We start from the raw sequence: 23,971 nt of genomic DNA, 5'->3' as shown, positions 1-23,971 counted from the left end.
CTCAGCGGCCGCCGGTGGCGCGGCGGAACAGCAGCAGGCAGACGACCGCGACGACCGCAGCGATCACCCAGACGGCGTTCGGGAAGGCGGTCACGATCGACAGCAGGAGCCCGACGACGGCGACGACGCCTGCGGCGCCGCCGGTCATCAGCAGCCGGTAGGCCTGCTGCTCTCTCTGCCGGCGGGTGGGACGGTTGGAGGATCGGCGCTGGATGTCGCTCATCGCCTCATCTTCGCAGGTGGCCGGCGCGCCCTGCGGGGGCGTCTGCGACGAACGTCTCTGCGGGTGGGGACGTTCGCGGGAGGAACTTCCCCCGCCAAGCCCTCCCGCGACCCCCATCGCCGTGCGAGACTCGCTCCCAATGCTGGAGGGTCGCACGAGGGAGCTCGCCTGGATCGGCGAACGGACGCACGGGTTGCACGAGGGCGGCGCCTGCGCCGTGCTGGTGCGCGGCGAGGCCGGCGTCGGCAAGAGCGCGCTGATCGAGGCCGTCGTCGCGGCGGCCGGCGACGGCGTGCGCGTGCTGCGCGCCCGCGGCTACGAGTCCGACACCGAGATCCCCTACGCCGGCCTGCTGGAGCTGGTGACGCCGCTGCTGCCGCTGCGCGAGCGCCTGCCCGCCGCCCAGCGCGACGCGCTCGCCTCCGCCTTCGCGCTCGAGCCGCCGACCCCGCACGACCGCCTCGCCGTCCCGGCCGGGCTGCTCGGCCTGCTCGCGCGCGCCGCCGAGCGCCGCCCGCTGCTGGCCGTCGTCGACGACGTCCACTGGCTCGACGACGCCTCGCGCGACGCGATCATGTTCGCCGCCCGCCGGCTCGTCGCCGGCGGCGTCGGGATGCTGCTGGCGGTGCGCGAGGGAGCCGAGGGCGACGCCGACCTCAGCGGCGTCGAGCAGCTGCGGCTGCAGGGATTGGAGCGGCCGGCCGCGCTGGCGCTGCTGCGGCGCGCCGCGCCGTCGCTGCCGCCCGGCACGGCCGAGGCGCTCGTCAGCGCGACCGCCGGCAACCCGCTCGCGCTGACCGAGCTGCCGGAGGCGCTGACGCCGGCGCAGCTGACCGGCGAGGCGCCGCTCGCCGACCCGCTGCCGGCGAGCGCCGCGATCGAGCGCGCCTTCGCGCGCCAGGCGCTGGCGCTGCCGGCCGACACGCGCGCGGCGCTGCTCGTCGCCGCGACCCTCCACCGCGGCCAGCTCGACCTGCTGACGGCCGCGTTGCGCCGCCTCGGCCTGCCCGACGACGTGCTCGCGCCGGCCGAGCAGGCGCGCATCGTCGCCGAGCGCGGCGGCGAGCTGAGCTTCCGCCATCCGCTGCTGCGGGCGGCCGTCTACCAGGCGGCGGCGAGCAGCGATCGGCGCGCCGCGCACGCCGCGCTCGGCGCCGTCGCGAGCGATCCGCGCGTGCGCGCCTGGCATCTCGCGCATGCCGCCGCGGGCGCCGACGAGACGGTCGCGGCGGCGCTGGAGGAGGCGGCGCGCGACGCCCGCGCGCGCAGCGGCCACGCCGAGGCGGCGCGCGCCTTCGCGCGCGCGGCGGAGCTCTCGACCGACCGCGCCGCGCAGGGCCGGCGCGCGCTCGACGCGGCCCAGGAGCACGCCGTCGCCGGCCACGTCGCGACCGCGCTGGCGCTGCTGGAGCAGGCCGAGCCGCGGATCGAGCCGCAGCTGGGGCCGGCGCTCGCGCGGCTGCGCGGCAACCTCGCGATGCGCCGCGGCGAGCCGCACGCCGCGCTGCAGATCCTCCACGGCGAGGCCGATCGCGCGCTCGCGGCCGGCGACCACGGCGCCGCCGCCGCGCTGCTGCTGGAGTCGTCGATCGGCTACACGATGACCGGCGATCCCGACGGGATGTTCACGACGCTGGAGCGCGCGAGCGTCTCGGCCGCGCAGGCCGGCGGCCCGGCGGCGCTGATCGTGCGGATCATGCTCGCCGTCTCGGGGATGGTCGTCGGCCGTGCGCGCGAGGGCGCCGCCGACGAGCTGGCGCGGATCGAGCCGCTGCTGGCCGGCCTCGACCCGAGCGGGCTCAGCGAGCCGCTCGGCCTCTACGCGCAGGCGTCGCTGTGGCGTGACCGGGACCGCGCCGAGCGCACGCTCGACTGGCTGATCGGCCGCTACCGCGAGGCGAGCGCCTTCGGTGCGCTGCCGTTCCCGCTGACCGTCCGCGCGATGCTGAACGAGCGCCGCGGCCGCTGGGCCGAGGCGGAGGCGGACGCCGAGGAGGCGGTGCGGCTGGCGCGCGAGATCGACCAGGCGACGATCGCCGGCTTCTGCCTTTCGACGCTCGTCAACGTCGAGGCCGGCCTCGGGCGGGTCGACGACGCCCGCGCGCACGCGCGTGAGGCGTTGGAGCTGCTCGACGCCGCCCGCGCGCGCAACCTCGCGATCTACGTCAACGCCGCGCTCGGCCGTGCCGAGCTGGCCGCCGACCGGCCGGAGGAGGCGATCGGGCCGCTCGAGCTCGCCGCCCGCGAGGCGGTCGCGCTCGGCTGGCGCGAGCCGAACGTCGTCCAGTTCGCCGGCGACCGCGTCGAGGCGCTGGTGCGGCTGGGGCGGGAGGAGGAGGCGCGCACGGCGCTCGCCGCGCTCGCCGACGACGTCGCGCTGACCGGCTGCGCCTGGGGCGCGGCGGTGCTGGAGCGGGGGCGGATGCTGCTGGCGCCGCCCGACGAGCTGGACGCCTGCGCCGTCCGCGGGCTCGACCTGCACATGCGCGACGGCGGTCCGTTCGAGCGCGCCCGCACCGAGCTGGCGTGGGGCGAGCGGCTGCGGCGACGGCGCCGGCGGATGGACGCGCGCGAGCCGCTCGAACGGGCGCTGGCGACCTTCCGCGCGCTCGGCGCCGCGCCGTGGGCGCGCCGCGCCGCCGACGAGCTGGCGGCGGCCGGCGGCGCGCACCCGGCCGCGGAGGGCGCGCGGCGCGGCCGCGACGAGCTGTCGCCGCACGAGCTGAAGGTCGCGCTGATGGTCGCGCACGGGATGACCAACCGCGAGGTCGCGGCGGCGCTGTTCCTGTCGCCGAAGACGATCGAGCGCCACCTCAGCCGCATCTACCGCAAGCTCGACGTGCGCTCGCGAACCGAGCTGGCGCGGCTGCTGACCGCCGACGCGGCGGAACGGGTCTAGGCCGAAGGCACGGCCAGCCGCACCGCTTGCCGACCGTGGGACGGGGTAGGGTCCTGGCGCGATGGAGACTGCCGTCGAAGTTCACGGACTCAGCAAGCGGTTCGGCGACAAGCTCGCCGTCGACGACCTCTCGTTCACGGTCACGTTCGGCCGCATCGTCGGCTTCCTCGGCCCCAACGGCGCCGGCAAGACGACGACCCTGCGGGCCGTGCTCGGGCTGATCAACCCGACCGGCGGCACCGCCACGATCACCGGCAAGGCGTACACCGAGCTGGACGACCCGGCCGGCACCGTCGGGGCGCTGCTCGACGGCGGCCTCTTCCATCCCGGCCGCAGCGGCCGCAACCACCTGCGCACGCTCGCGCGCGCCTCCGGCGTCTCGGACGCGCGCGTCGAGGAGCTGCTGGAGCTGGTCCAGCTCAAGCAGGACGGCAACCGCCGCACGAAGGGCTACTCGCTCGGCATGCGTCAGCGGCTCGGCCTCGCCGCGGCGCTGATCGGCGACCCGAGAGTGCTCGTGCTCGACGAGCCCGCCAACGGCCTCGACCCGCAGGGGATCCGCTGGCTGCGCGACTTCCTGCGCGCGCTCGCCGCCGAAGGCCGCGCCGTGCTCGTCTCCTCGCACGTGCTGTCGGAGGTGTCGCAGACGGCCGACGACGTCGTCGTGATCCACCGCGGCAGATCGATCCTGCAGGCGCCGCTGCCGCAGCTGCTGGCGCAGCACGCCGGCGGCACGCGCGTCGCCGGGCCCGACGTCGGCCGGCTGGCGGAGCTGCTGCGCGCCGAGGGCGCGAACGTGCGCGCCGCCGACGGCGACGGCGCGATCGTCGTCGCCGACCGCGACGGCGAGCAGATCGGCCGGGTGATCGCCGCCAACGCGGTCGTCGTCTCCGAGCTGGCGCCGGTCGCGCAGTCGCTGGAGGACGTCTTCTTCGAGCTGACCGGATCGACCGGAGGACCCGCATGAGCCGGTCGCTCTCCAGCGAGCTGCTGAAGCTGCGCACGACCAAGACCTTCTACGCGCTCGTCGGCAGCAGCCTCGGGCTGGTGCTGGTGATCGCCGTGATCGCCGCCGCCACCGGCAGCTGGCACACCTCGCCCGGCGACAAGCCGCCGGGGATCGACCTGCTCACGCTCGCCTCGATCGCGCAGCTGTTCGCGATCGTGCTGGGGATACTGGCGGTCACCTCCGAGTTCCGCCACGGCACGATCACGCCGTCGCTGCTGGCGGTCCCGGACCGCACGCGGCTGATGGGTGCGAAGCTGATCGTCCATCTCGTCGCCGGGATCGTCTTCGGCCTGCTGACGGTGATCGGCGTGCTGCTGCTGACCTCGCTCGTCTTCGGGCTGCGCGACATCGACGCCGGGCTGACCGGCTCGGAGGTCGTCAAGGCCGGCCTCGGCACGACGCTGGCGGTCGCGTTCTACGCCGCGCTCGGCGTCGGCGTCGGCGCGGTCGTGCGCAACCAGGTCGGCGCGATCGTCGGCACGCTCGCGTGGATCTTCGTCGTCGAGTCGCTGCTGACGATCATCCCCGGCTTCGACGACGTGATCTCGAAGTTCGGCCTCGGCGGCGTCGCCAACGGCCTCTCCGGCACCGACACCGGCGGCAGCGACGTGCTGGCGCAGGTCCCGGCCGGGCTGATGCTGCTGCTGTACACGGCGATCTTCGCGATCGCCGGCACGGTCCTGCTGAAGCGCCGCGACGTCTCCTGACGGTGTCGAGCCGGCGCCCCGGCGGGGTATCGGCGCCGGCCGCCTCGGCATCGCTTAGTATCGCCTCCGGCATGGCCCGGTGGAGAGCGATTGGCGGGGTGACCGCATGAGTTGGTGGGCGGTTCCGCGAGGGTGGATCGAGTCGTTCGGCGACATCGTCCGCTTCACGATGCGGATCTTCGGCGAGGTCTACGGCGGCCGCGTCTTCCGCTTCTTCGGCGAGGCGCTGCGGCAGGCGGGCCTGCTGATCCTCTCCTCGACGCTCGTCATCTGGGGCCTCGTCTTCATCATCGGCCTGCAGTGCGGCATCGAGGGCGCGTACTTCACGCGCGGCACCGGCACGCCGAACTACGCCGGCGTCTTCACCGCCTGGTGCGACCTGCGCGAGCTGGTCCCGTACGCCTTCGGCTACATGATGGCCGCGAAGGTCGGCACCGGCATCGTGGCCGAGATCGGCTCGATGCGGATCACCGAGGAGATCGACGCGCTCGAGGTGATGGGCATCAGCTCGATGACCTTCCTCTGCGGCACGCGCCTGCTCGCCTCCTGGATGGTGCTGCCGTTCGTCTACATCGGCGGCGTCGGCGCCGCCTTCATCGCGTCGTACCTCGCGGTGGTGGTGCAGATCCACGAGGTCTCTGCGGGCGGCTACGAGCTGATCTTCTGGGCCTTCCAGAATCCGACCGACCTGTTGTTCTCGCTGCTGAAGGGCGCCTTCATGGCGACCGGCATCGTCGTCGTCGGCTGCTACTACGGCTACAACGCCAGCGGCGGCCCGGTCGGCGTCGGCACCGCGACCGCCAAGTCGATGGTGCTCAACCTCGTCTACGTCCATCTGATCGGCATGATGGGCACCCAGCTGTTCTGGGGCGCCAACCCGCGCGCCCCGATCGGCGGCTGACGCGCGCGCACGGCCGCGCGCCAGCCGCGCGTCTAGCGCGGGTCGCGCACCAGCAGCTCGACGTTGCGGTCGCTGCGCTTGCCCGGTCCGCCGCCGCCGGTCACCTCGCGCGTCTGCGGGTCGTTGGCTGCGAGCGTGCGGGCGAGTGCGCCGAGCTGGACGTCGCTGAAGCCGTCGGCCGGCGTGCCGGGCGCCGGCGCGGCGATCGGCGCGGCGGTGTCGAGGATCGTGCCGAACAGCGACAGCGTGCCGTCGCGGTTGTCCATCAGCTCCAGCTCGCGCGACTGCTGCGGGAAGTCGATGTGGGCGGCGGTGTTGACCTGCCAGAAGCCGTGGCGGCCGCGCTTGAAGGCGCGCACGGCGTTGTGGTGGGTGTGGCCGTTGACGTAGGCGATCACGTGCGGATCGCTCAGCAGCAGGTCGCGGATGCTCTGCTTGCCGCCCATGCCGAGGTGCAGCGGCGTCGATCTGCGCGGGTCGCCGTCGCAGCCGGCCTCGGTCGGGTCGCTGCAGCCGGCCGCCTCGTCGGGCGTTCTGTTCGTCATCGTCTCGAGCGTGTGGTGGGAGTAGACGATCACCAGCTCGTCGCGTCTCGCCGCCGCTCTCAGCGTCTTGACCAGCCAGCGGTACTGCGGGTCGTCGACGTTGCCGGAGGCGCCGCCGCCTTCGGCGACCGTGTCGAGCGCGATCATCCGCAGCCCTCTGCGCGGCGCGAACGAGTAGTAGAGCGCGGTCCCGCGCGAGGCGCGCAGCTCCGCCCGCTCGGTCAGGCCGAAGCCGTGCTGTCTGTCGGCCGTGCCCTGCAGCCGCTTGTACTCGGGCTTGGAGACGAAGGCGCGGTCGGGGTCGGGCGGCGTCTGGCCGGCGCCGGCGAGCAGGCTGGCGGCGAACAGCGGGCTGCCGATCTGCGCGAAGACCTCGTCGGCGCTTCTGCCGACGAGCGACGCCGGGTCGAACTTCGCCGACGGGAAGATCTTCAGGCAGCTCGTCGCGATCGTGCGGAAGAGCACGCTGGAGGCCGGCGCGTTGCCCTGCACCAGCCCGTCGTGGTTGCCGCGCGAGGAGTACCACGGCACCTTCAGCCCTTCGGCGTCGAACGGCCGCAGCGCCCGCTCCAGCAGCCCCGGGTAGCGCGGGAAGCTCGCGTAGACGCCGCCGCCGGGCGCGGTGTCGGGATCCCAGAAGCCGGTTCTGCGCTCGGCCGGCGCGCTCGCGGGATAGTCGTCGTAGTCCTGCACGCCGGTGTAGCGGCGGGCGGCGACGTCGCCGTTGAGCTTGGCGATCTGCTCGGGCGTCGCGCCGGCGCACGTGTTCGCGGCGGTGATCGGCTTGCCGGAGAAGGGGTCGACGCGGCCGCCGTCGAGCACGCGCACCATCCACTGCGTCTCGTTGCGCTGCGAGTTGTCGGGCAGGTCGCCGGTCGTGATCGCGAAGCCGAGCCGCGCGCGTCTGCCGTCGCCCTGGCGGACGCCGCTGGTGCGGTTGCGGTTGAGGTTGCGGATCGTCGCGTCGAAGACGTGCGGGCCGAGCGTCTCCTGCGGCCGCCACGAGGCGCTGACGGCGCCGCCGGCCGGGTCGAGCAGCTCGACCCGCGCGGGCGACATCGTGTCGGCGATCTGCGGGTCGGTCAGCTGGCCGAAGAAGGCGAGCGAGCGGCGCGTTCTCGTCCGTCTTCTGCTCGCCGGCGCGAGCGTCGTGCGCGTCACGTACGGCTCGCCGGCGCCGCGCTGGAGCGGGTGGTAGGGACCGCGGCCGTAGCCGCCCTCGACCTGGACCGTCTCGTCGAGGGTGGAGCGTCCCTGCGGGTCGGCGGCAGCGGGTGCCGCCGGCAGCAGCAGGGCGGCGCCGGCGAGGAGGGCGAAACGCGACAGCGATCTCATTGGTCGGTTCTACCCGCGCGGGCGGACGCTACGATCGCTGGCATGAGCGGTGAGCCGGAGCGTCACGTCGCCTTCGTGGTCGAGGACTGGGACGACGAGACGGAGCGGCTGGCGGCGCGCTTCAGCGTCACGGTGCAGGTCCGCGGCGAGGCCGACGGCGGCTTCGACGGGCCGCGCGACGTTCCGCTGGAGGAGGCGCTCGCGTGGGCGCGCGAGCGGGCGACGGTCGTCTACGTGCAGCTCGGCGGGCAGCGCTGGTCGGCCGGCAGCGAGTCGCGCGTCGAGCAGGGGATCGATCAGTGGCCGGAGGGGCAGGTCGTGCACCCGCGCCCGCCGGGCACGCCGCTCGACGGCAGCGTCCAGCGGCGCGACTGGCGCCTGCGCGCGCTCGTGAAGGTGCCGGGCCGGGGCGTGACCGAGGCGGTCGTCGCGCGGCTGCGCGAGGAGCTGCGCGGCGAGCGGGGCGTCGGCGAGGTGATCGCGGATCGGCTGGAGGACGACGGCATCCACGTCCTCTTCGACATCGACGAACGGTCCGCCGGCGCCGCCCTGCGCGGCTCCGATCCGCGCCTCGCCGCCGCGCTCAGACGGGCCGGGATCGACGGCAGCGCGGCGCGGATCGAGGTCGGCGACTTCCTGCCCGAGCCGCCGCCCTACTGAGCGGCGGCTGCGGGAGCGCGGGCTACGCCTGCACGACCGGCTCCGGCGGCGCCTCCGCGGGCGGACCGCCGGCGGCGGGTGCGGCGGGCGGCGCGGCCGGGCGCCGGCGCGGCAGCAGCAGCGCCGGCAGGATCGCGACCAGCAGCAGCGCGACCGGGAACCAGAAGGTGTGCGCGAAGGCGTCGGCGAGCGCGGGGGCGACTCTGTCGCGGACCGCGGCCGGGATCGCGCCGACCGCCCCGAGGCCGCTCTCGCCGCCGCCGGTCGCGGCGCCGACGTTGCTTCTGATCTGGTGCTGCAGCACGACCGCGAACAGCGCCGTGCCGATCGAGCCGCCGACGCGCATGAGGATGTTGAGCGTCGTCGTCGCGCGCGGCACCTGCGCGTGGTTGAGCGTCTGGTAGGCGGCCGACATCGCCGGCATCATCGTCGCGCCGGTGCCGAGGCCGGCGACGAACAGCGAGCCGGCCAGCAGCGCGTAGCTGGTGTCGGCGCCGAGCTGCGTGTAGGTCAGGTAGCCGAGCGCGACCAGCGGCAGGCCGCAGAGCACGACCTTGCCGGCCGCGCCCCTGTCGACGATCCGGCCGGAGATCGGCATCATCACCGCCGCGCCGAGCCCCTGCGGCGCCATCAGCAGGCCGGCGTCGAGCGCGGACTGGCCGCGCACGACCTGGTAGTAGAGCGGGAACAGCAGCATCGCGCCGAACATCGCGGCGCCGAACAGGGTCGTGACGCCGGCCGCGGCGGCGAAGGCGCGCGTCTTGAAGAGGTGCAGGTCGAGCAGCGCCTGCTCGGTTCTGAGCGCGTGCACGACGAACAGCACGACGAGGATCAGCCCGGCGACCATCGGCACGAGCGCGCCGGCCGAGCCGATGCCGCCGTGCGACGAGGTCTCGGCGAGGCCGTAGACGAACAGCGCGAGGCCGGGGGAGACGAGCAGGAAGCCGCGCAGGTCGAGCTTCAGGTGCGGTCTCGGCACGTCGCGCTCGAGGATCCGGAAGGCGAGCGGCAGCGCGACCAGGCCGATCGGGACGTTGACGTAGAAGATCCAGCGCCAGTCGACGTCATCGACCAGCCAGCCGCCGAGCACCGGGCCGAGGATCGGGCCGAGCAGCATCGGCACGCCGACGATCGACATCACGCGCCCGACCCGCTGCGGGCCGGCCGTCTGCGCCAGCACGGTCATGCCGGCCGGCATCACCATGCCGCCGCCGAGGCCCTGCAGGACGCGGAAGGCTATGAGCGACTCGGCGCTCCAGGCGAGGCCGCAGAGGGCGGATCCGAGCACGAACAGGGTGACGGAGGTCATCCACAGCCGTTTGGTGCCGAAGCGGTCGGCTGCCCAGCCGGTCAGCGGGATCACGATCGCGAGCGCGAGCAGGTACGCGGTCGAGACCCATTGGATCGTCGACAGCGAGACGTCGAAGTCTCTCGCGAGCGCGTCGATCGCGACGTTGACGATCGTCGTGTCGAGGATCGTCATGATCGCGCCGAGCACGACGACGGCCGCGACGAGCCAGACGCGGCGTGGCAGCGGTTCGTCGGCTGAGAATGCGGGCGTGTCGGGGCCTGACATGGAATCGTTCCTCCGGATCGGTCTCGTGAGGAATCGTTCCACTTCTGAATGATTCCTGCAAGTCATGTTTCAGGCGTGGAACGAATTGCTACGCTGACAGCATCATGTGCCCGTCTGAGCCCGACGCCATGCGAGGAGTCACGTTCGTGCTGTCGCAGCTCGGCTTCCACGTCTCGCAGCGGTTCGGCGAGGCGATCGCGCCGCTGGGGCTGATCCCGCCGCACGTCGGCATCCTCCAGCTCGTCGCGCGCGAGCCGGGCCAGAGCCAGCAGGCGCTCTCGAGCAAGCTCGGGATCCCCGCCAACCGGCTCGTCGGGCTGATCGACGAGCTGGAGGCGCGCGAGCTGATACGCCGCGAGCGCACGCCGGCCGACCGCCGCGCCTTCGCCCTCCAGCTGACGCCGGAGGGGGAGCAGATGACCGCGCGCGTGCGCGCGCTCGGCGCCGAGCACGAGGCCGCGATCCTGGCGCCGCTGTCCCGCGCCGAGCGCGACCAGCTCGCCGCGATGCTGCGCCGCCTCGCCGACGCCGAGGGCCTCGCGCCCGGGATCCATCCCGGGCTGCGGAAGATGCGCTGAGCGCCGGCTTCGGCCGCCCCCGTCCGCTATCGTCGTCGGCGGAGTCGATCGCACCCGACGCAGCACACGGGTCAGGGAATCCGGTTCGAAATCCGGAGCTGACGCGCAGCGGTAGGGATGTGCGAGACGACGCAGGCCACTGGGTCGCAGAAGACCTGGGAAGGCGTGTCGTCCCGACCGCATCCGAGCCCGAAGACCTGTCGTCTCCGCCCACCGCCCACACAGGCGGCGGGCACCGACAACCGCGGCCCCGCGACACGGGCCGCACGGACAACAGGAGCAACACCGATGGCACGATCTGCCGTCCTCGGGCTTCCCCGCATCGGACCCGACCGCGAGCTGAAGTTCGCGCTGGAGTCCCATTGGGCCGGCCGCACCGACGCCGCCACCCTGCACGCGACCGCGCGCGGCCTGCGCGGCGCGAGCTGGCGCAGCGCCCAGGCCGCCGGCCTCGACACGATCCCCTCCGGCGACTTCAGCCTCTACGACCAGGTGCTCGACACCGCCTGGGCGCTCGGCGTCGTCCCGCCCCGCTACGGCGCCCCCGACCGCGGCGACCTCGGCCAGTACTTCGCGCTCGCGCGCGGCGACGACGCGCGCAGGCCGCTGGAGCTGACGAAGTGGTTCGACACCAACTACCACCACCTCGTGCCGGAGCTGACCGCCGACCAGGCGTTCGCGCTCGACCCGCGCCACTGGGTCGGCCAGTTCGAGGAGGCGCTCGCGCTCGGCGTCAGGACGCGCCCGGTCGCGATCGGCCCGTTCACCTTCCTCAGCCTCTCGAAGGGGATCGACCGCCCGCTCGACCTGCTGCCGCGGCTGGCGCCGGTCTACGGCGAGCTGATCGGCGCGCTCGCGCGAGCGGGCGCGCGCGAGCTGCAGATCGACGAGCCGGCGCTCGTGCGCGACCACGCGCGCGGCGACCTCGACGCCTTCGCCGCCGCCTGGCGGACGCTCGCGGACGCGGCACGCGAGCACGGCGTCGAGCTGACGCTCGCGACCTACTTCGCCGGCCTCGATGCCGTCGGCGCGCTCGAGCCGGCGATCGCGCTGCGGCCGGACGAGCTGCACCTCGACCTCGTGCGCGCGCCCGAGCAGCTGGAGCCGGCGCTGGCCGCGCTCGCGGCGCTCGACGCCGACCCGGCCGGCCACGCGCCCTCGGGCGAGCGGCCGGCGCGCACCCGCCTCAGCCTCGGCGTCGTCGACGGCCGCAACGTCTGGGCGACCGACCTCGACGCGGCGCTCGCGCTGGTCGACCGCGCGACGACGGCGCTCGGCGGCGAGCGCGTCACGGTCGCCGCCTCCTGATCGCTGCTGCACGTCCCCTACGACGCCGCGCGCGAGACCGCGATCGACCCGGAGGTGCGCGGCTGGCTGGCGTTCGCGGCGCAGAAGCTGGAGGAGCTGCGGACGCTGCGGACCGCCGCCGGGACCGTCAAGCGCGAGGCGCTGCTGGCGCCGTCGCGCGCGATCGGCGCCGCGCGCCGCGGCTCGGCGCACACCAACGACGAGGCGGTGCGCGAGCGCGTCGCGGCGCTGACGCCGGCCGACTACGCCCGCGCCGAGCCGTTCGCGGCGCGTCAGGCGGCGCAGCGGGCGCGCGTGACGCTGCCTGAGCTGCCGACGACGACGATCGGCTCCTTCCCGCAGACTGCCGAGATCCGCGCCGCCCGCAGAGCCCGCCGCGACGGCGAGCTGAGCGAGGCCGACTACGAGGCGTTCCTGGAGCGCGAGATCGAGCAGGCGATCCGCTTCCAGGAGCGGCTCGGGCTCGACCTGCTCGTGCACGGCGAGCCGGAGCGCAACGACATGGTCGAGCACTTCGGCGAGCAGCTGCGCGGCTTCGCCTTCTCGGCCAACGGCTGGGTGCAGTCGTACGGCTCGCGCTGCGTCAAGCCGCCGATCCTGTTCGGCGACGTCTCGCGCCCGCAGGCGATGACGGTCCGCTGGTGGCGCTGGGCGCAGTCGCGCACGAGCAAGCCGGTGAAGGGGATGCTGACCGGCCCGGTGACGATCCTGCAGTGGTCGTTCGTGCGCGACGACCAGCCGCGCCGCGAGACCGCCACGCAGATCGCGCTCGCGATCCAGGACGAGGTGCGCGAGCTGGAGGCCGAGGGCGCGTTCGCGATCCAGGTCGACGAGGCCGCGCTGCGCGAGGGACTCCCGCTGCAGGCGGCGGCGCGCGCCGAGTGGGTCGCGTGGGCGATCGACGCCTTCCGCCTGACGGTCGCGCCGGCCCGCTCGGAGACGCAGGTGCACACGCACATGTGCTACTCCGAGTTCGGGTCGATCGTCGACCAGATCGTGCGGCTCGACGCCGACGTGATCTCGATCGAGGCGTCGCGCTCGGGGATGGACGTGCTCGACTCCTTCGGCGGCGGCGTCTACCCGAACGAGATCGGCCCCGGCGTCTACGACATCCACGCGCCGCGCGTGCCGGACGCCGACGAGATCGAGGCGCTGCTGGCGGCGGCCGAGGCGCGGATCGGCCGCGAGCGGCTGTGGGTCAACCCCGACTGCGGGCTGAAGACCCGCCGCTGGGAGGAGGTCGAGCCGGCGCTGACGGCGCTCGTCGAGGCGACCCGGCGGCGACGAGCGGCGGCGCCCGCGGAGGCTGCGGTGGCGTGAGCAGGGCGGTGGCGATCCTGGAGCGGCTGCCGGCGTGGGCGACGACCGGCGTCGGCAGCCTGCCGCATGAGGACCCGGCGGAGGCCGCGGCGCATGCCGTCGCGGCCTACGACCTGCCGTTCTGCCCGCAGCTGCCGCGCGTCGAGGGCGACATGATCGGCGAGTGGCTCGGGGCTGACCCGGGCCGCTGCGGCTGGTCGCCCGCGCGCGACCGCGAGCGCCCGCCTGCGTGGGACGCGCTGCTGACACGGCTCGCCGCCGCCCCGCCGCCGCACCGGCTCGTGAAGCTGCAGGTGACCGGGCCGGTGACGCTGGCGCGGGCGCTGGAGGGTGCCCGCGGCGGCGGCGCGGGGCCCGGCTCCGGCTCTGGCGCGCGCGCCGCGCTCGCGGGCGAGCTGGCCGCGTGGCTCGCGGCCAACGTCGCCGGCCAGGTGCGCGCCCTGCGCGAGCGCGGCCTCGACGCGCTGCTGGTCGTCGACGAGCCGTCGCTGACGGCCGCGACCGACGAGGCCGTCTGGGATCCACTGCGGATCGTCGCCCCGGTCTGGGGGCTGCACCTCTGCTGCGCGGTGCCGTGGGAGGTCGTGCGGGCGGCGCGACCGGACCTGCTGTCGCTCGACCTGCTGCTGCCGGGCGCGCTCGCCGGCCCGGCCCTGCCGGCCCTGCGCGAGCTGCTCGCGCGCGGCGGCCGGGTCGCGTGGGGCGTCGCGCCGGCTGCCGGCGCGATGCCCGCGGCCGGCTCCGGACCGGCGCCGGCCGCGCCGCCGCCCCGCACCGTCCTCGACGGCGCCCGCGCCGGCCTGCATGCACTCGGGGTCGATCTCGACCAGCTCGCGCGCGGCTCGCTGCTGAGCGCCTCCTGCGGCACGGGCCTCGCGACGCCCGCGCACGAGCGGCAAACCGCCGAGACGCTGCGGGCGACCGCCGCCGCGCTGCGCGCCGAGCGCGATCTCGGGCCAGCCGTACGGCCGTAGGCCGGCGCGTCTACTACTGTCCGCGCTGTGACGAGCACGACGCTGGAGTCCCAGACCCCGTCGACCGGCCTCACGGAGGCTGAGGCGAAGCGCCGGCTGGAGGCGCGCGGCCCACTGCCCGAGCAGGCGACGAGCCGCTCCTACCGCTCGATCGTCGTCGCCAACACCTTCACGGTCTTCAACCTGATCCTGCTCGTCTTCGGGCTGCTGACGATCTTCTTCGGCGATCCGAAGGACGCGCTGTTCGTCGGGATCCTGATCGCGAACATGACGATCGGCATCTTCCAGGAGGTGCGCGCGAAGCGGGCGCTTGACGGCCTCGCTGCGCTCGTCGCCCCGGCCGCGGTCGTCGTCCGCGACGGCCAGCCGCGCAGACTCCCGGTCGGCGACGTCGTCGTCGGCGACCTCGTGCGGCTCGGGACCGGCGACCAGGTCGTCGCCGACGGCCGCCTCACCGCCGCCGAGGGGCTCGCGCTCGACGAGTCGAACCTGACCGGCGAGTCCGAGGCGGTCCGCGGCGAGCCCGGCCGCGACGTCTTCTCCGGCTCCTTCGTGGTCGAGGGCGTCGGCACGTTCGAGGCGACCGCGGTCGGCCCCGACAGCCGCGCCTCGAGACTGGCCGCCACCGCGCGCGCCTTCCGTCACCCGCGCTCGCCGTTGGAGAAGGCGATGGACAGACTGCTGATCGTCTTCGTCGCGGTGATGCTGCCGCTGGCGATCGCGCTCGGCGTCTCGCTCGCGATCCGCGACGTGTCGCAGGCGCAGGCGGTCGAGACGCTGACGGCGGCGGTCGTCAACATCGTGCCCGAGGGCCTGATCCTGCTCGTCTCGCTGACGATGGCGGTCTCGGCCGCGAAGATGGCCCGCCGCGGCGTGCTGGCGCAGCAGCTCAACGCGATCGAGTCGCTCGCGTCGGTCTCGGTCATGTGCACGGACAAGACCGGCACGCTGACGGAGGCGTCGCTGCGCGTCGTCGAGACGCTGCCGGCGGAGGGCGTCAGCGACGAGGAGCTGCGCGCGGCGCTCGGCCGCTTCGCCGCCTCCGCGCCGTCGCGCAACGGCACGCTCGACGCGGTCCACGAGGCGAGACTGGCCGGCGACGACGCCGCCGTCGAGCCGACCGCGCAGGTGCCGTTCTCCTCCCGCCGCCGCTGGAGCGCGCTGGAGCTGGACGGCGGCCGCTACGTGCTCGGCGCGCCGGAGGCGCTGCTGAGAGCGGCCCCCGAGCTGCGCGAGCAGGCGGCCGAGCAGGCCGCGACCGGCCGCCGCGTGCTGGCGCTGATCGCCGCCGACGGCCCGCTGCCGGAGGCCGCGCCCGACGCGCCGCTGCCGGACGGGATCAGACCGCTCGGCGCCGTCGTGCTGGCCGAGCGGCTGCGCAACGACGCCGACAAGACGGTCGACTTCTTCGCCAGAGAGGAGGTCGCGCTGAAGGTCCTCTCGGGCGACAACCCGGCGACGGTCGGCGCGATCGCGCGCGACGCCGGCGTGCCGGCGAAGTCAGCGGCGCTCGACGGCGGCGCGCTGCCGGAGGGCGACGGCGAGCTGCTGGAGGCCGTCCTCGCGGCGCCCGCGATCGGCCGCATCTCGCCGGAGGACAAGGCGCGCGTCGTGCGCGTCCTGGCCGAGCAGGGCGAGTACGTCGGCATGCTCGGCGACGGCGTCAACGACGTGCCGGCGCTGAAGCAGGCGCGGCTCGCGATCGCGCAGGGCAGCGGCACGCAGATGGCGCGCTCGGTCTCCGACATCGTGCTCGTCAGCGGCGAGTTCAACGAGGTCCCGCAGATGGTCCACGAGGGCCGTCAGATCCTCCGCAACATCCAGCGCGTGGCGCGGCTGTTCGTGACGAAGGCCGTCTTCACGGCGTTCCTGCTGATCGTGATCGCGATCCCCAGCGGCGTCTTCCCGCTGCTGCCGCGCCAGTTCACGCTCGTCTCGTCGCTGACGATCGGCATCCCCGCCTTCTTCCTCGCGCTCGCGCCGTCGACCGGCCCATGGCGGCCCGACGGGTTCCTCAGAGCGATCGCGCGCTTCTCGATACCTGCGGGCGTCGCCAGCGGCGCCGGCATCGTCGTCGCCTACCTGCTCGCCCGCCACGGCTTCGACGCGAACCTGATGGAGGCGCGCACCGTCACCGTCGCGACCGTCACCGCCTCGGGCCTGGCGATCGTGATGGTGCTGGAGGACGAGCCCGGCAGGCGGCGGCTGATCGTCGGCGCGCTCTGCGCGCTGATGGCGGTCGGCTTCCTGATCGTCTTCGCGATCCCGGCAGGACGCGACTTCTTCGACCTCGCCGACCCGACCGGCGGGATGGTCGCCGCGTGGGGGATAGGGACGGTCGTGACGCTTGCGCTGCTGGCCGTCTCGCTGCGGATCGTGCGCGTGCTCGACGCGCGCGCAGAAGCCGCCGCGTCCTGAGCAGGAGCCGCGCCGCGCGGCGCGAATCAGCACCCGATGAACGCCGACCCACGGCAGGGATCGCTTGCGCGGACCGTCTTCACGACGACGGTCACCGTGCTGGCGGTCGTCGCCGGCCTGTACCTCGTATACCTGCTGCGCAAGCCGATCGGCTGGCTGCTGATCGCGACCTTCATCGCGGTCGCGCTGTCGGGCCCGGTCGCGTGGCTGAGCCGGCGGATGAAGCGCGGCTTCGCGATCACGCTGACGCTGCTCGGCGTGCTGCTGGTGCCGGTCGCGGCGGTCGCGATCGTCGTGCCGCCGATCGTCAGAGAGGGCACGAAGCTGGTCGAGAAGGTGCCCGACTACGCGAAGGAGTTCACCAGATGGGTGAACGACAACGAGCGCCTGCAGAGAATCAACGACCAGTACGACATCACCAGAAAGGTGCAGGACTGGGCGAACGACCTGCCCTCCAGAGCGGGTGACGCGGCGAAGCTGCTCGGCGACGTCGGCGTCGGGATCGTCAACTCGATCTTCGCGGCGGTGACGATCTTCATCATGGTCGCGTTCATCCTCGGCAGCGGACCACGCTGGACACGCGCGCTGCTGGCGTTGCAACCAGCCGAGCGCGCCAGACGGATGGGCAACACGCTGGAGAGAATGGGGCAGGCGGTCGGCGCCTACGTCGCGGGCGCGCTGTTCCAGGCGTTCGTCGCCGGTGTGACGACGTTCATCGTGCTGACGATCCTGGGGATCCCGTTCGCGGCGCCGTTGGCGGTCCTGACGGCGTTGTTCGACCTGATCCCGATGGTCGGCGCGACGCTCGGCGCCGTCATCGTCGGCATCGTCACGGTCTTCTCCGACTTCCCGCTCGACACGATCATCTGGGTCGTGTGGGCGATCGTCTACCAGCAGGTCGAGAACAACCTGATCCAGCCGCGGATCCAGAACCGCGCCGTCGGCATCCACCCGTTCGGGGTGATCTTCGCCGTCCTCTGCGGCGGCACGCTGCTGGGGATCCCGGGCGCGCTGCTGGCCGTCCCGGTCGCCGCCTCGCTGCAGATCGCCGCGAGAGACTGGTGGACCTGGCGGACCGAGCAGCGGGCCGCCGAGCTGACGGTCACCGGAGTGGAGTCGTCGCAGACGGGTTAGGATGGCCGCATGTCGATAGGCGGCTCGATCTTCGTCATCGCGATCGGCGCGATCCTGCGCTTCGCCGTCACCAAGCAGGTGGCGGGCGTCGACCTGAGAACGGTCGGGCTGATCCTGATGATCGCGGGCGGCGCCGCCCTCGTGATCGCGCTGACGATGCTGGCGCTCGCCAACCGCGACCGCGACCCCGGCCCGGGCACCCCGCCTGGCCCGCAGCCGCCGGCCGGCCCGCCGACCCGTTACTGACCGATGGAGCGCTGCCGATGAGCACCGGTGAATTCGTCTGGGCGACGCAGCTCTCGCTCGGCACCGACCTGACCCCGCGCTCGATGGCAGCGGCGCTGGTGCGCTCGGAGCTGTACCTCTTCCCCGAGGTCGTCGACGTGCTGCCGACCGACAGAGCCGACGCCGTCGTGATCGTCCACGACGGCCCCGCCCGCCCGGCCGCCTGGCGAGCGGAGCTGGAAGAGGCCGGGATCATCTAGGCGAGCGCCGGCTCCGCCTCCGCGGCCGAGCCGTCCGCGTCTGCGCCCGCCGCCGGCGGGATCGCGTAGTTCTGGTCGAAGCGGTTGGCGGGGTCGTAGATCGCCTTCAGCCGCCGCAGTCTCGTCAGCGTCGCGCCGGGGAAGGCCTCGGCCAGCCGCTGCGGCCGCGGGTCGGTGTCGAAGCTGAGGTAGAGGCCGTCGACGTGCGGCGCGATCCGCTCGTCCCACAGCGGGTTCAGCGTCGCCAGCCGCGCGCCGACCGCGTTGAGCGAGAAGCGCTGGTGGCGGTGGGCGTAGGCGGTCGCCTCCGGCGCGAGGTCGTTGACGGCGCCGCCGACGGCGCGCAGCTGCGCCATCGGCGCCGCGCCGCTCGAGGCCAGCTCCATGATCGCCGCCGCCAGCTCCGGCGTGATCGAGTTGACGAGCCCGGCGCGGATCGCGGGCGAACGCAGCCCGCCGTGGTGCTGGTTGCGGTGCGCGGGCACGACGGCGGCGTAGGGGACGAGCTGGGCCTGCTGGTCGAGCAGCGTTCCGGCGCGCAGCAGCGGCGTCAGCGCGTCGGTCGCGGCCTCGGCGTCGTCGCCGGCCCAGACGGTGTGGGTCTGGACGAGCGGTGAACGGCCGCGCTGCGCCCACAGCGACAGGAAGCTCGTCAGCTCGCGCGGGGCGGCCTCGACGAGCGCGCCCCAGCGCTCCAGCAGCTCCGCGCTCGCCTCGAACACCATCGTCGCGTGGATCACCTGCTCGACGCGCGCGGCCTCCAGCTCCAGCGCCGTCACGATGCCGAAGTTCGCGCCCGCGCCCCGCACCGCCCACAGCAGCTGCGGGTCGCTCGTCGCGTCGGCGCGCACGCGGCTGCCGTCGGCGAGCACCAGCTCGGCGGCGCGGACGCGGTCGATCGTGAGGCCGTGCTTGCGTGCGAGGAAGCCGAGCCCGCCGGTCGTCGCGAGGCCGCCGACGCCGACGTCGCCGTAGTCGCCGGAGCTGATCGCGAGCCCGTGCGGTTGCAGCGCGGCCGCAACCTCGCCCCAGCGCGCGCCGGGGCCGAGCCGCACGAGGCCGCTGTCGCCGTCTAGCAGCTCGACGCCGTTCAGCGCGCCGAGGTCGATCACGATCCCGCCGTCGTTGGTCGAGCGGCCGCTGATGCCGTGGCCGCCGCTGCGGATCGCCAGCGGCACGTCCTGCTCGTTCGCGTACAGGAGCGCCTCGCGGACCTGCTCGGCGTCGCGCGGCCGCAGCACGAGGCCGGGCGAGCCGGTGCGGACGTAGGTCGAGCGGACCGAGCCGTAGGCGCGGTCGCCCGGCTCGACGGCGGCGTGCGTCAGCGTGGCCGGGACGGCCTCGTAGTCGATGCCCTCACGCCGGAGGGCGCGTGCTTTTGGGTCGCGGATCACCGCCCCGGTCTCGGTCCCGGCGGCCTGCCGCTCACGCGCGACCGCCTCGCGCAGCGCCGGCGCGACCTCCGCGCCGAAGCGCTCGATCGCGCTCGGCTCGTCGCCGGCGAGGATGAACGTGCTGAAGCCGTGCTCGAGCACCAGCTCCAGCAGCTGCTCGATCCACTGCTGCGGCGGTCCCTGCAGGAAGCCGCGGTCGCTGCCGGCGAAGCTGCCCTGGACGTTGAGCAGGCGGCGGATCGCGCGCGGGTCGCGGCCGGCCTCCTCGGCGGCGGCGTCGATCGCGCCGTTGGCGGCGCCGAACTGCTCGGGCGGCAGGTAGGCGAGCGACGGCAGCCAGCCGTCGCCCTTGCTGCCGGTCAGTCTGAGCATGCGCGGCTTGTAGGCGCCGATCCACAGCTCGACCTCGTGCGCCGGCGCGGGGCCGCGCTTGGCGCCGCGCACCCGCACGTGCTCGCCTTCGACGCGGACGCCGCCGCGCTCGGAGACGTCCCACAGCTGCCGGATCGCGTCGATCGACTCCGACAGCGCGTCGACGGCCTGGCCGGGCGTCAGCCGGCGGCCGCCCATCGCCTCGATCGCGTCCCAGAAGGCGCCGGCGCCGAGGCCCAGCTCCAGCCGCCCGCCGGACAGCAGGTCGAGGCTGGCGGCGGCGCGCGCGAGCGGGGCCGGCGGCCGCAGCGGCAGGTTGAGGACGTTGGGGGCGATCCGCAGCCGCTCGGTTCTGGCGGCGACCCAGGTCAGCAGCGTCCAGGTGTCGAGGTAGGCCGGCTGGTACGGGTGGTCCTGGAAGGTCGCGAGGTCGAGCCCGGCGCGCTCGGTCAGCTGCGCGAGCGCGACGACCTCCTCGGGCCGCTGGTTCTGCGGGGTGATGAACGTGCCGAAGGCGAGTTCGTGGCCGTAGTCGGCCATGGTGGGTCCCTTCCGCGCTTCCGCTCGCGCCGTGCGGTGCCTGTCCGCCGCGCGCCAGTAGCGCACCGATCTCAATAGTCGCTTCTAAAATAGTAGCGACTCTGTCGAAGCTAGACTGGGACCGTGGCCGCGAACGTCCAGCACAGCGCCGATGCCTGCATCACCGCCTCCGACGCGTTGGCGCGGGCGTTCAGATTCCTCGGCAAGCGCTGGAACGCGGTCGTGCTCGGCCACCTCAGCGGCGGCCCGGCCGGCTTCCGCGAGCTGTCGCGCGCGATCGACGGCATCAGCGACTCGGTCCTCTCCGCCCGCCTCGCCGACCTCGCCGCCGGCGGCCTGATCAGCCGCACCGTCGAGGAGGGGCCGCCGGTCGCCGTCACCTACGCGCTGACCGATCTCGGCAGCTCGCTGATGCCCGCGCTCGGGCAGATCGCGCTCTGGGCCGAGCGCAACCTGCCCGCCGACGGCTGCTGAGCCTCAGCGGATCCGCAGCGGCTTGACGACCGGCTTGCCGGTCGCGTCGGCCTGGACGCTGACGCTGAATCTGCCGCTGCCCAGCCGCGGCAGCCTGACCGTGCGGCGGCCGGCCGCGAGCGTTCTGACGATCGTGCGGACCGCTCTGCGCCCGCGCTTGACCGTCACCGTGACACGCGCTCTGCCGTCGAGTGTGAAGGTGACGGCTCTTCTCGTGACCGACACCGCGCTCACCTTCGGCGCGGCGACGACCGTTCTCGTGACGGTTCTCGTCAGCTCGCGCACGACCGGCGGCAGCGTCACCGGCGCAGCGGTCCGCACGACCCCGTCGGCCGACTGGGATGTGCCGCCGGCGGTTGTGAGCGTGACGCGGTAATGGACGTCGCCGTCGGCGGCAAGGCCGGCGAGCGCGGCGGTCAGCGCGCGCGAGCCGCGGGCGGCGACGAGCGGCAGCTCCCCCGTGCTCGCGCCGTAGGCGGCGGTCGGCCCGTAGTCGACGCGCCAGCTGCCGGCGAGCCCGCCGGTGTCGAGCGTCGCGTCGACCGCGACCGCGGTCGGACCGAGCTGCCGCGCCGTCGCCGCGGGCGTCACAGGCTGCGGCCGGAACTCGTCGGCGCCGACGTCGGTCGCGCTGCCGAGCCAGCGCGGGTCGCCGTCGAGGTCGAAGGCGCCGGAGGTCTCGCTGCCGCCGGCGTCGATCGTCGGCGAGCCCGCCAGCTGCTGGAACTCGGGGCCGCCGAGCAGCGGCGCCGCGCTGATCGTGCCGACGCTCGTCAGCAGCGGGCTGCCGGCTCTCGAGACTCTGGCGAACGCCGAGCGCGTCGTCGTCACCTGCAGCGCCGCGCCCAACTGCGCCAGGCCCACGTCGTCGCCGCCGGCGGTGTTGCGCAGGATCGAGCGGTCGACGGAGACGATCGCGCTGCGGCCCGCGGAGCTGTCGACCGCCAGCGCGGTGCCGGCAGCGCCGGTCGCGATCGCCGTCACCTGCTCCAGCCGCGCCTGCACCTCGCCGTTGGAGCCCGGCCCGGTGACACGGATCGCGGCGCCGCTGCCGCTGTTGACCGCGAGCGTGTCGCGGATCAGCGGGACGCTGCCGTCGGCGACGCGGATCGCCGCGCCGAGGCCGGCGTGGCGCGCGACGACACGCTCGATCTGCTCGCCGGAGAAGTAGATCGCCGCGCCGCCGGCCATGTCCGTTGTCGTGACCTCCACGTCGCTGAGCCGCGAGCCGTCGTAGAGGCTGAGCCCGAACGCTCTGTTGAATCTGATCCGCGGCCGCGCCTGCCCGGCGGCGCCGTGAACGTCGATCTCCCCGCCGCTGATACCCGCGCCGGGCGCGTAGTCGCCGGCACCGATCACGACCTCGTCGCCGCTCGCTGCGGCCTCGATCGCGGTCGTGAGGTCGCACGGCGCCGCCTCGCTGCAGGCGCTCCCGCTGCCGCCGGGCGCGGCGTGGCGCACGGCGGCATCCGCTGCCGCAGGGGCCGCCAGCCCGCAGGCGGCAGCGACGATCACAGCACGACGAAGGACCATCCGGGGCATTCCTGCACACTCCTGTACGGAAGAGATTGGCGCGTCGCGGCCCCGGCACCGTACCGCCCCTGACGCGTAGACTGCTGATTCAGCGCCCGAATAGCTCAGCTGGTAGAGCACCTGTCTTGTAAACAGGGGGTCAGGGGTTCGAGTCCCCTTTCGGGCTTCACGCCGGATCGCCCGCCACGAGGGTGATCGCGGTCGTTGCGGGGTCGTCCGGTGCCAGCCGTGGCAGGAACGGGATGGCGGACTGGTCCCGTTCCTGGTCCCGCTCGCCGCGGCCCGCGATCATGCGGTCGACGCGCGCGCCGTAATCGCGCTGACGCGACTGGATCACCTGTGCGTAGATCTGCAGCGTCACCTTCGGGTCGGTGTGGCCGACCTGCGCCATCACCCACGGGACGTCGGCGCCGCCGGCCAGCAGCAGCGAGATAAAGGTCCGTCGCAGCGTGTGCGGCGTCACCGCCGGCAGGCCCGGCAGCGTGCGGGCGGCCAGCTCCGCCGCCGGCGTCAGCACCGCCGTGCGGACGCCGGAGGGGGTGTAGCGCGCGCCGCGCGTGTTGGGGAAGAGTGGGCCGTCGGGGCCGCAGCGGGCCAGCTGGACGGTCAGCTCCTCCAGCAGCAGGTCGCTGAGGACGACCTGGCGGCGGGCCGCGTCGCTCTTGGAGCCGGCGATCAGCAGGCGGCGGTTGGGCAGGTCGACGTCGCGCACGTCGAGCGCGCACAGCTCGGCGACGCGCGGTCCCGCCAGCAGCAGCGTCGCGATCAGCGCTCGGCGCGCCGGCGCGCTCGCCGGGGTGCGCCAGACGAGGCCGCGGCGGATCCGCGAGACGAGCGAGTCGCTGACGCCGAAGCGCGTCGCCAGCGCGACGTTCGACGCGCTCGCGGCGCGGATCTCCAGCACCTGCTCCCAGCTGAGCGCGCCGGCGGCGTCGAGCCGGCCGGCGGCGTCGAGCAGCGCGGCCGCCTGGTCGGGCTCGAGGAAGCTGCGGCGCCCGCGCTGCGTCTTCAGTCGCCGCCGGCGCCCCTTCGCCGGGTTCGGCCGCTCGACCGCCAGCTTGTGCTCGGCGGCGACGTCGAGGATCTGCGCCAGCAGCGCGATCGTCGCGTTGACGCTGTCGTTGGAGAGCCCGCGCAGGCCGGCGGCGCGGGCTGCCTCGCGCTCGGCCAGCTTCGCCGCGCGGTAGCCGTCGACGGCGCGCACGTCGATCTCCGACAGGCAGTGGTCCTTGAAGTGCGGCAGCAGGTGGTTGGACAGCCGCCACTGGTAGTCCTCGACCGTGCGCGCCGCCAGCCCGCGCGCCTTGCCGGCGAACCAGCCGGAGGCGAACTCGTGGAAGGTCGGGTCGGCCGAGGCGGCGGCGGTGGCGGTGCGCGCCGGTGGCGGCCGCCAGGTGCCGCGGCGGACCTGGTCGACCAGCTCGGCGACCGCGTTCTCCGCGCGCGTCTCGTTCCAGCCCTCGTGGTCGGTTCCGAGCCGGACTCTGCGGCGTCTGCCCTCGGCGCGGAAGCGCGCGTACCAGGTGACCCCGCCGTCGGCGCGCTCGTAGGCGAGCGCCTCACCTGTCGGTGTGCGCGGCATCTGC

At 74.3% G+C, this 23,971-nt stretch carries 20 protein-coding genes, 1 tRNA gene and 1 riboswitch; of the genes, 15 read left to right on the top strand and 6 right to left on the bottom strand.

Annotated features, from left to right (window positions below; translation table 11 throughout):
- Position 1: 1 nt before the first annotated feature.
- The gene (locus Q7L73_RS14415) at positions 2-223 is read right to left on the bottom strand and encodes a hypothetical protein (RefSeq protein ID WP_304694622.1); all 222 of its coding nucleotides are present in this window, start codon (positions 221-223) and stop codon (positions 2-4) included.
- A 139-nt stretch (positions 224-362) separates the two neighbouring features.
- Here Q7L73_RS14415 and Q7L73_RS14410 point away from each other — a divergent pair, with 139 nt between their 5' ends.
- The 4 genes from Q7L73_RS14410 (at position 363) to Q7L73_RS14395 (ending at position 5,739) form a co-directional block, all read left to right on the top strand.
- A complete protein-coding gene (locus Q7L73_RS14410) occupies positions 363-3,122 on the top strand; it encodes a helix-turn-helix transcriptional regulator (RefSeq protein ID WP_304715578.1) in 2,760 nt (919 codons plus the stop codon).
- 61 nt (positions 3,123-3,183) lie between these two features.
- Positions 3,184-4,089 carry an ATP-binding cassette domain-containing protein gene (locus tag Q7L73_RS14405; RefSeq protein WP_304691928.1) on the top strand — a complete coding sequence of 302 codons (906 nt, stop codon included), beginning with the start codon at positions 3,184-3,186 and terminating at the stop codon, positions 4,087-4,089.
- The gene (locus tag Q7L73_RS14400; protein ID WP_304691927.1) at positions 4,086-4,838 is read left to right on the top strand and encodes an ABC transporter permease; all 753 of its coding nucleotides are present in this window, start codon (positions 4,086-4,088) and stop codon (positions 4,836-4,838) included. The genes Q7L73_RS14405 and Q7L73_RS14400 overlap by 4 nt, the downstream gene beginning before the upstream one ends.
- Positions 4,839-4,944: 106 nt before the next feature.
- A complete protein-coding gene (locus tag Q7L73_RS14395; protein WP_304691926.1) occupies positions 4,945-5,739 on the top strand; it encodes an ABC transporter permease in 795 nt (264 codons plus the stop codon).
- Positions 5,740-5,771: 32 nt separating this feature from the next.
- On the opposite strand, the gene Q7L73_RS14390 is transcribed toward Q7L73_RS14395, so the two are convergent.
- Positions 5,772-7,619, bottom strand: a complete 1,848-nt coding sequence (locus Q7L73_RS14390) for a metallophosphoesterase (RefSeq protein ID WP_304691925.1) — start codon at positions 7,617-7,619, stop codon at positions 5,772-5,774.
- 42 nt (positions 7,620-7,661) lie between these two features.
- Here Q7L73_RS14390 and Q7L73_RS14385 point away from each other — a divergent pair, with 42 nt between their 5' ends.
- On the top strand, positions 7,662-8,279 hold the full coding sequence (locus Q7L73_RS14385) for a hypothetical protein (RefSeq protein WP_304691924.1): 618 nt from the start codon (positions 7,662-7,664) through the stop codon (positions 8,277-8,279).
- 22 nt (positions 8,280-8,301) lie between these two features.
- On the opposite strand, the gene Q7L73_RS14380 is transcribed toward Q7L73_RS14385, so the two are convergent.
- Positions 8,302-9,855, bottom strand: coding sequence for a DHA2 family efflux MFS transporter permease subunit (locus tag Q7L73_RS14380; protein ID WP_304691923.1), 1,554 nt, complete (start codon positions 9,853-9,855; stop codon positions 8,302-8,304).
- A 128-nt stretch (positions 9,856-9,983) separates the two neighbouring features.
- Between Q7L73_RS14380 and Q7L73_RS14375 the strand changes: the two genes are divergently transcribed.
- From Q7L73_RS14375 to Q7L73_RS14340, 8 genes are all read left to right on the top strand, one after another.
- Positions 9,984-10,433, top strand: a complete 450-nt coding sequence (locus Q7L73_RS14375; protein ID WP_304691922.1) for a MarR family winged helix-turn-helix transcriptional regulator — start codon at positions 9,984-9,986, stop codon at positions 10,431-10,433.
- A gap of 28 nt (positions 10,434-10,461) precedes the next feature.
- Positions 10,462-10,653, top strand: a riboswitch (cobalamin riboswitch).
- A gap of 68 nt (positions 10,654-10,721) precedes the next feature.
- On the top strand, positions 10,722-11,741 hold the full coding sequence (locus tag Q7L73_RS14370) for a hypothetical protein (protein WP_304691921.1): 1,020 nt from the start codon (positions 10,722-10,724) through the stop codon (positions 11,739-11,741).
- A gap of 54 nt (positions 11,742-11,795) precedes the next feature.
- Positions 11,796-13,061: a 5-methyltetrahydropteroyltriglutamate--homocysteine S-methyltransferase gene (gene metE / locus Q7L73_RS14365; protein WP_370552648.1), complete on the top strand. Its 1,266-nt coding sequence runs from the start codon at positions 11,796-11,798 to the stop codon at positions 13,059-13,061.
- Positions 13,058-14,035 (top strand): hypothetical protein, encoded by a 978-nt coding sequence (locus Q7L73_RS14360; protein ID WP_304691920.1) that lies wholly within the window; start codon positions 13,058-13,060, stop codon positions 14,033-14,035. The genes metE and Q7L73_RS14360 overlap by 4 nt, the downstream gene beginning before the upstream one ends.
- Positions 14,036-14,062: 27 nt before the next feature.
- Positions 14,063-16,453, top strand: a complete 2,391-nt coding sequence (locus tag Q7L73_RS14355; protein WP_304691919.1) for an HAD-IC family P-type ATPase — start codon at positions 14,063-14,065, stop codon at positions 16,451-16,453.
- Between the two features lie 36 nt (positions 16,454-16,489).
- Positions 16,490-17,587 carry an AI-2E family transporter gene (locus Q7L73_RS14350; protein WP_304691918.1) on the top strand — a complete coding sequence of 366 codons (1,098 nt, stop codon included), beginning with the start codon at positions 16,490-16,492 and terminating at the stop codon, positions 17,585-17,587.
- A 9-nt stretch (positions 17,588-17,596) separates the two neighbouring features.
- Positions 17,597-17,833 (top strand): DUF6458 family protein, encoded by a 237-nt coding sequence (locus Q7L73_RS14345; RefSeq protein ID WP_304691917.1) that lies wholly within the window; start codon positions 17,597-17,599, stop codon positions 17,831-17,833.
- 17 nt (positions 17,834-17,850) lie between these two features.
- Entirely contained in the window at positions 17,851-18,072 is a 222-nt protein-coding gene (locus Q7L73_RS14340) for a hypothetical protein (protein ID WP_304691915.1), read from the top strand.
- Here the strand turns inward: Q7L73_RS14340 and Q7L73_RS14335 are convergent.
- The gene (locus Q7L73_RS14335; protein ID WP_304691914.1) at positions 18,069-20,378 is read right to left on the bottom strand and encodes an LLM class flavin-dependent oxidoreductase; all 2,310 of its coding nucleotides are present in this window, start codon (positions 20,376-20,378) and stop codon (positions 18,069-18,071) included. The genes Q7L73_RS14340 and Q7L73_RS14335 overlap by 4 nt on opposite strands.
- Positions 20,379-20,501: 123 nt before the next feature.
- On the opposite strand from Q7L73_RS14335, the gene Q7L73_RS14330 reads away from it, so the two are divergent.
- Positions 20,502-20,852: a helix-turn-helix domain-containing protein gene (locus tag Q7L73_RS14330; RefSeq protein ID WP_304691913.1), complete on the top strand. Its 351-nt coding sequence runs from the start codon at positions 20,502-20,504 to the stop codon at positions 20,850-20,852.
- Between the two features lie 3 nt (positions 20,853-20,855).
- On the opposite strand, the gene Q7L73_RS14325 is transcribed toward Q7L73_RS14330, so the two are convergent.
- Positions 20,856-22,385, bottom strand: coding sequence for a choice-of-anchor Q domain-containing protein (locus tag Q7L73_RS14325; RefSeq protein ID WP_304691912.1), 1,530 nt, complete (start codon positions 22,383-22,385; stop codon positions 20,856-20,858).
- A gap of 93 nt (positions 22,386-22,478) precedes the next feature.
- Between Q7L73_RS14325 and Q7L73_RS14320 the strand changes: the two genes are divergently transcribed.
- Positions 22,479-22,551 (top strand) — tRNA-Thr (locus tag Q7L73_RS14320).
- Here the strand turns inward: Q7L73_RS14320 and Q7L73_RS14315 are convergent.
- Positions 22,552-23,967, bottom strand: a complete 1,416-nt coding sequence (locus Q7L73_RS14315) for a site-specific integrase (protein WP_304691911.1) — start codon at positions 23,965-23,967, stop codon at positions 22,552-22,554.
- Positions 23,968-23,971 lie beyond the last annotated feature (4 nt).

This window comes from Conexibacter sp. CPCC 205762 (genome assembly GCF_030646155.1).
Lineage (GTDB): Bacteria > Actinomycetota > Thermoleophilia > Solirubrobacterales > Solirubrobacteraceae > Conexibacter.
This window is presented reverse-complemented; position numbering and strand designations above follow the sequence as displayed.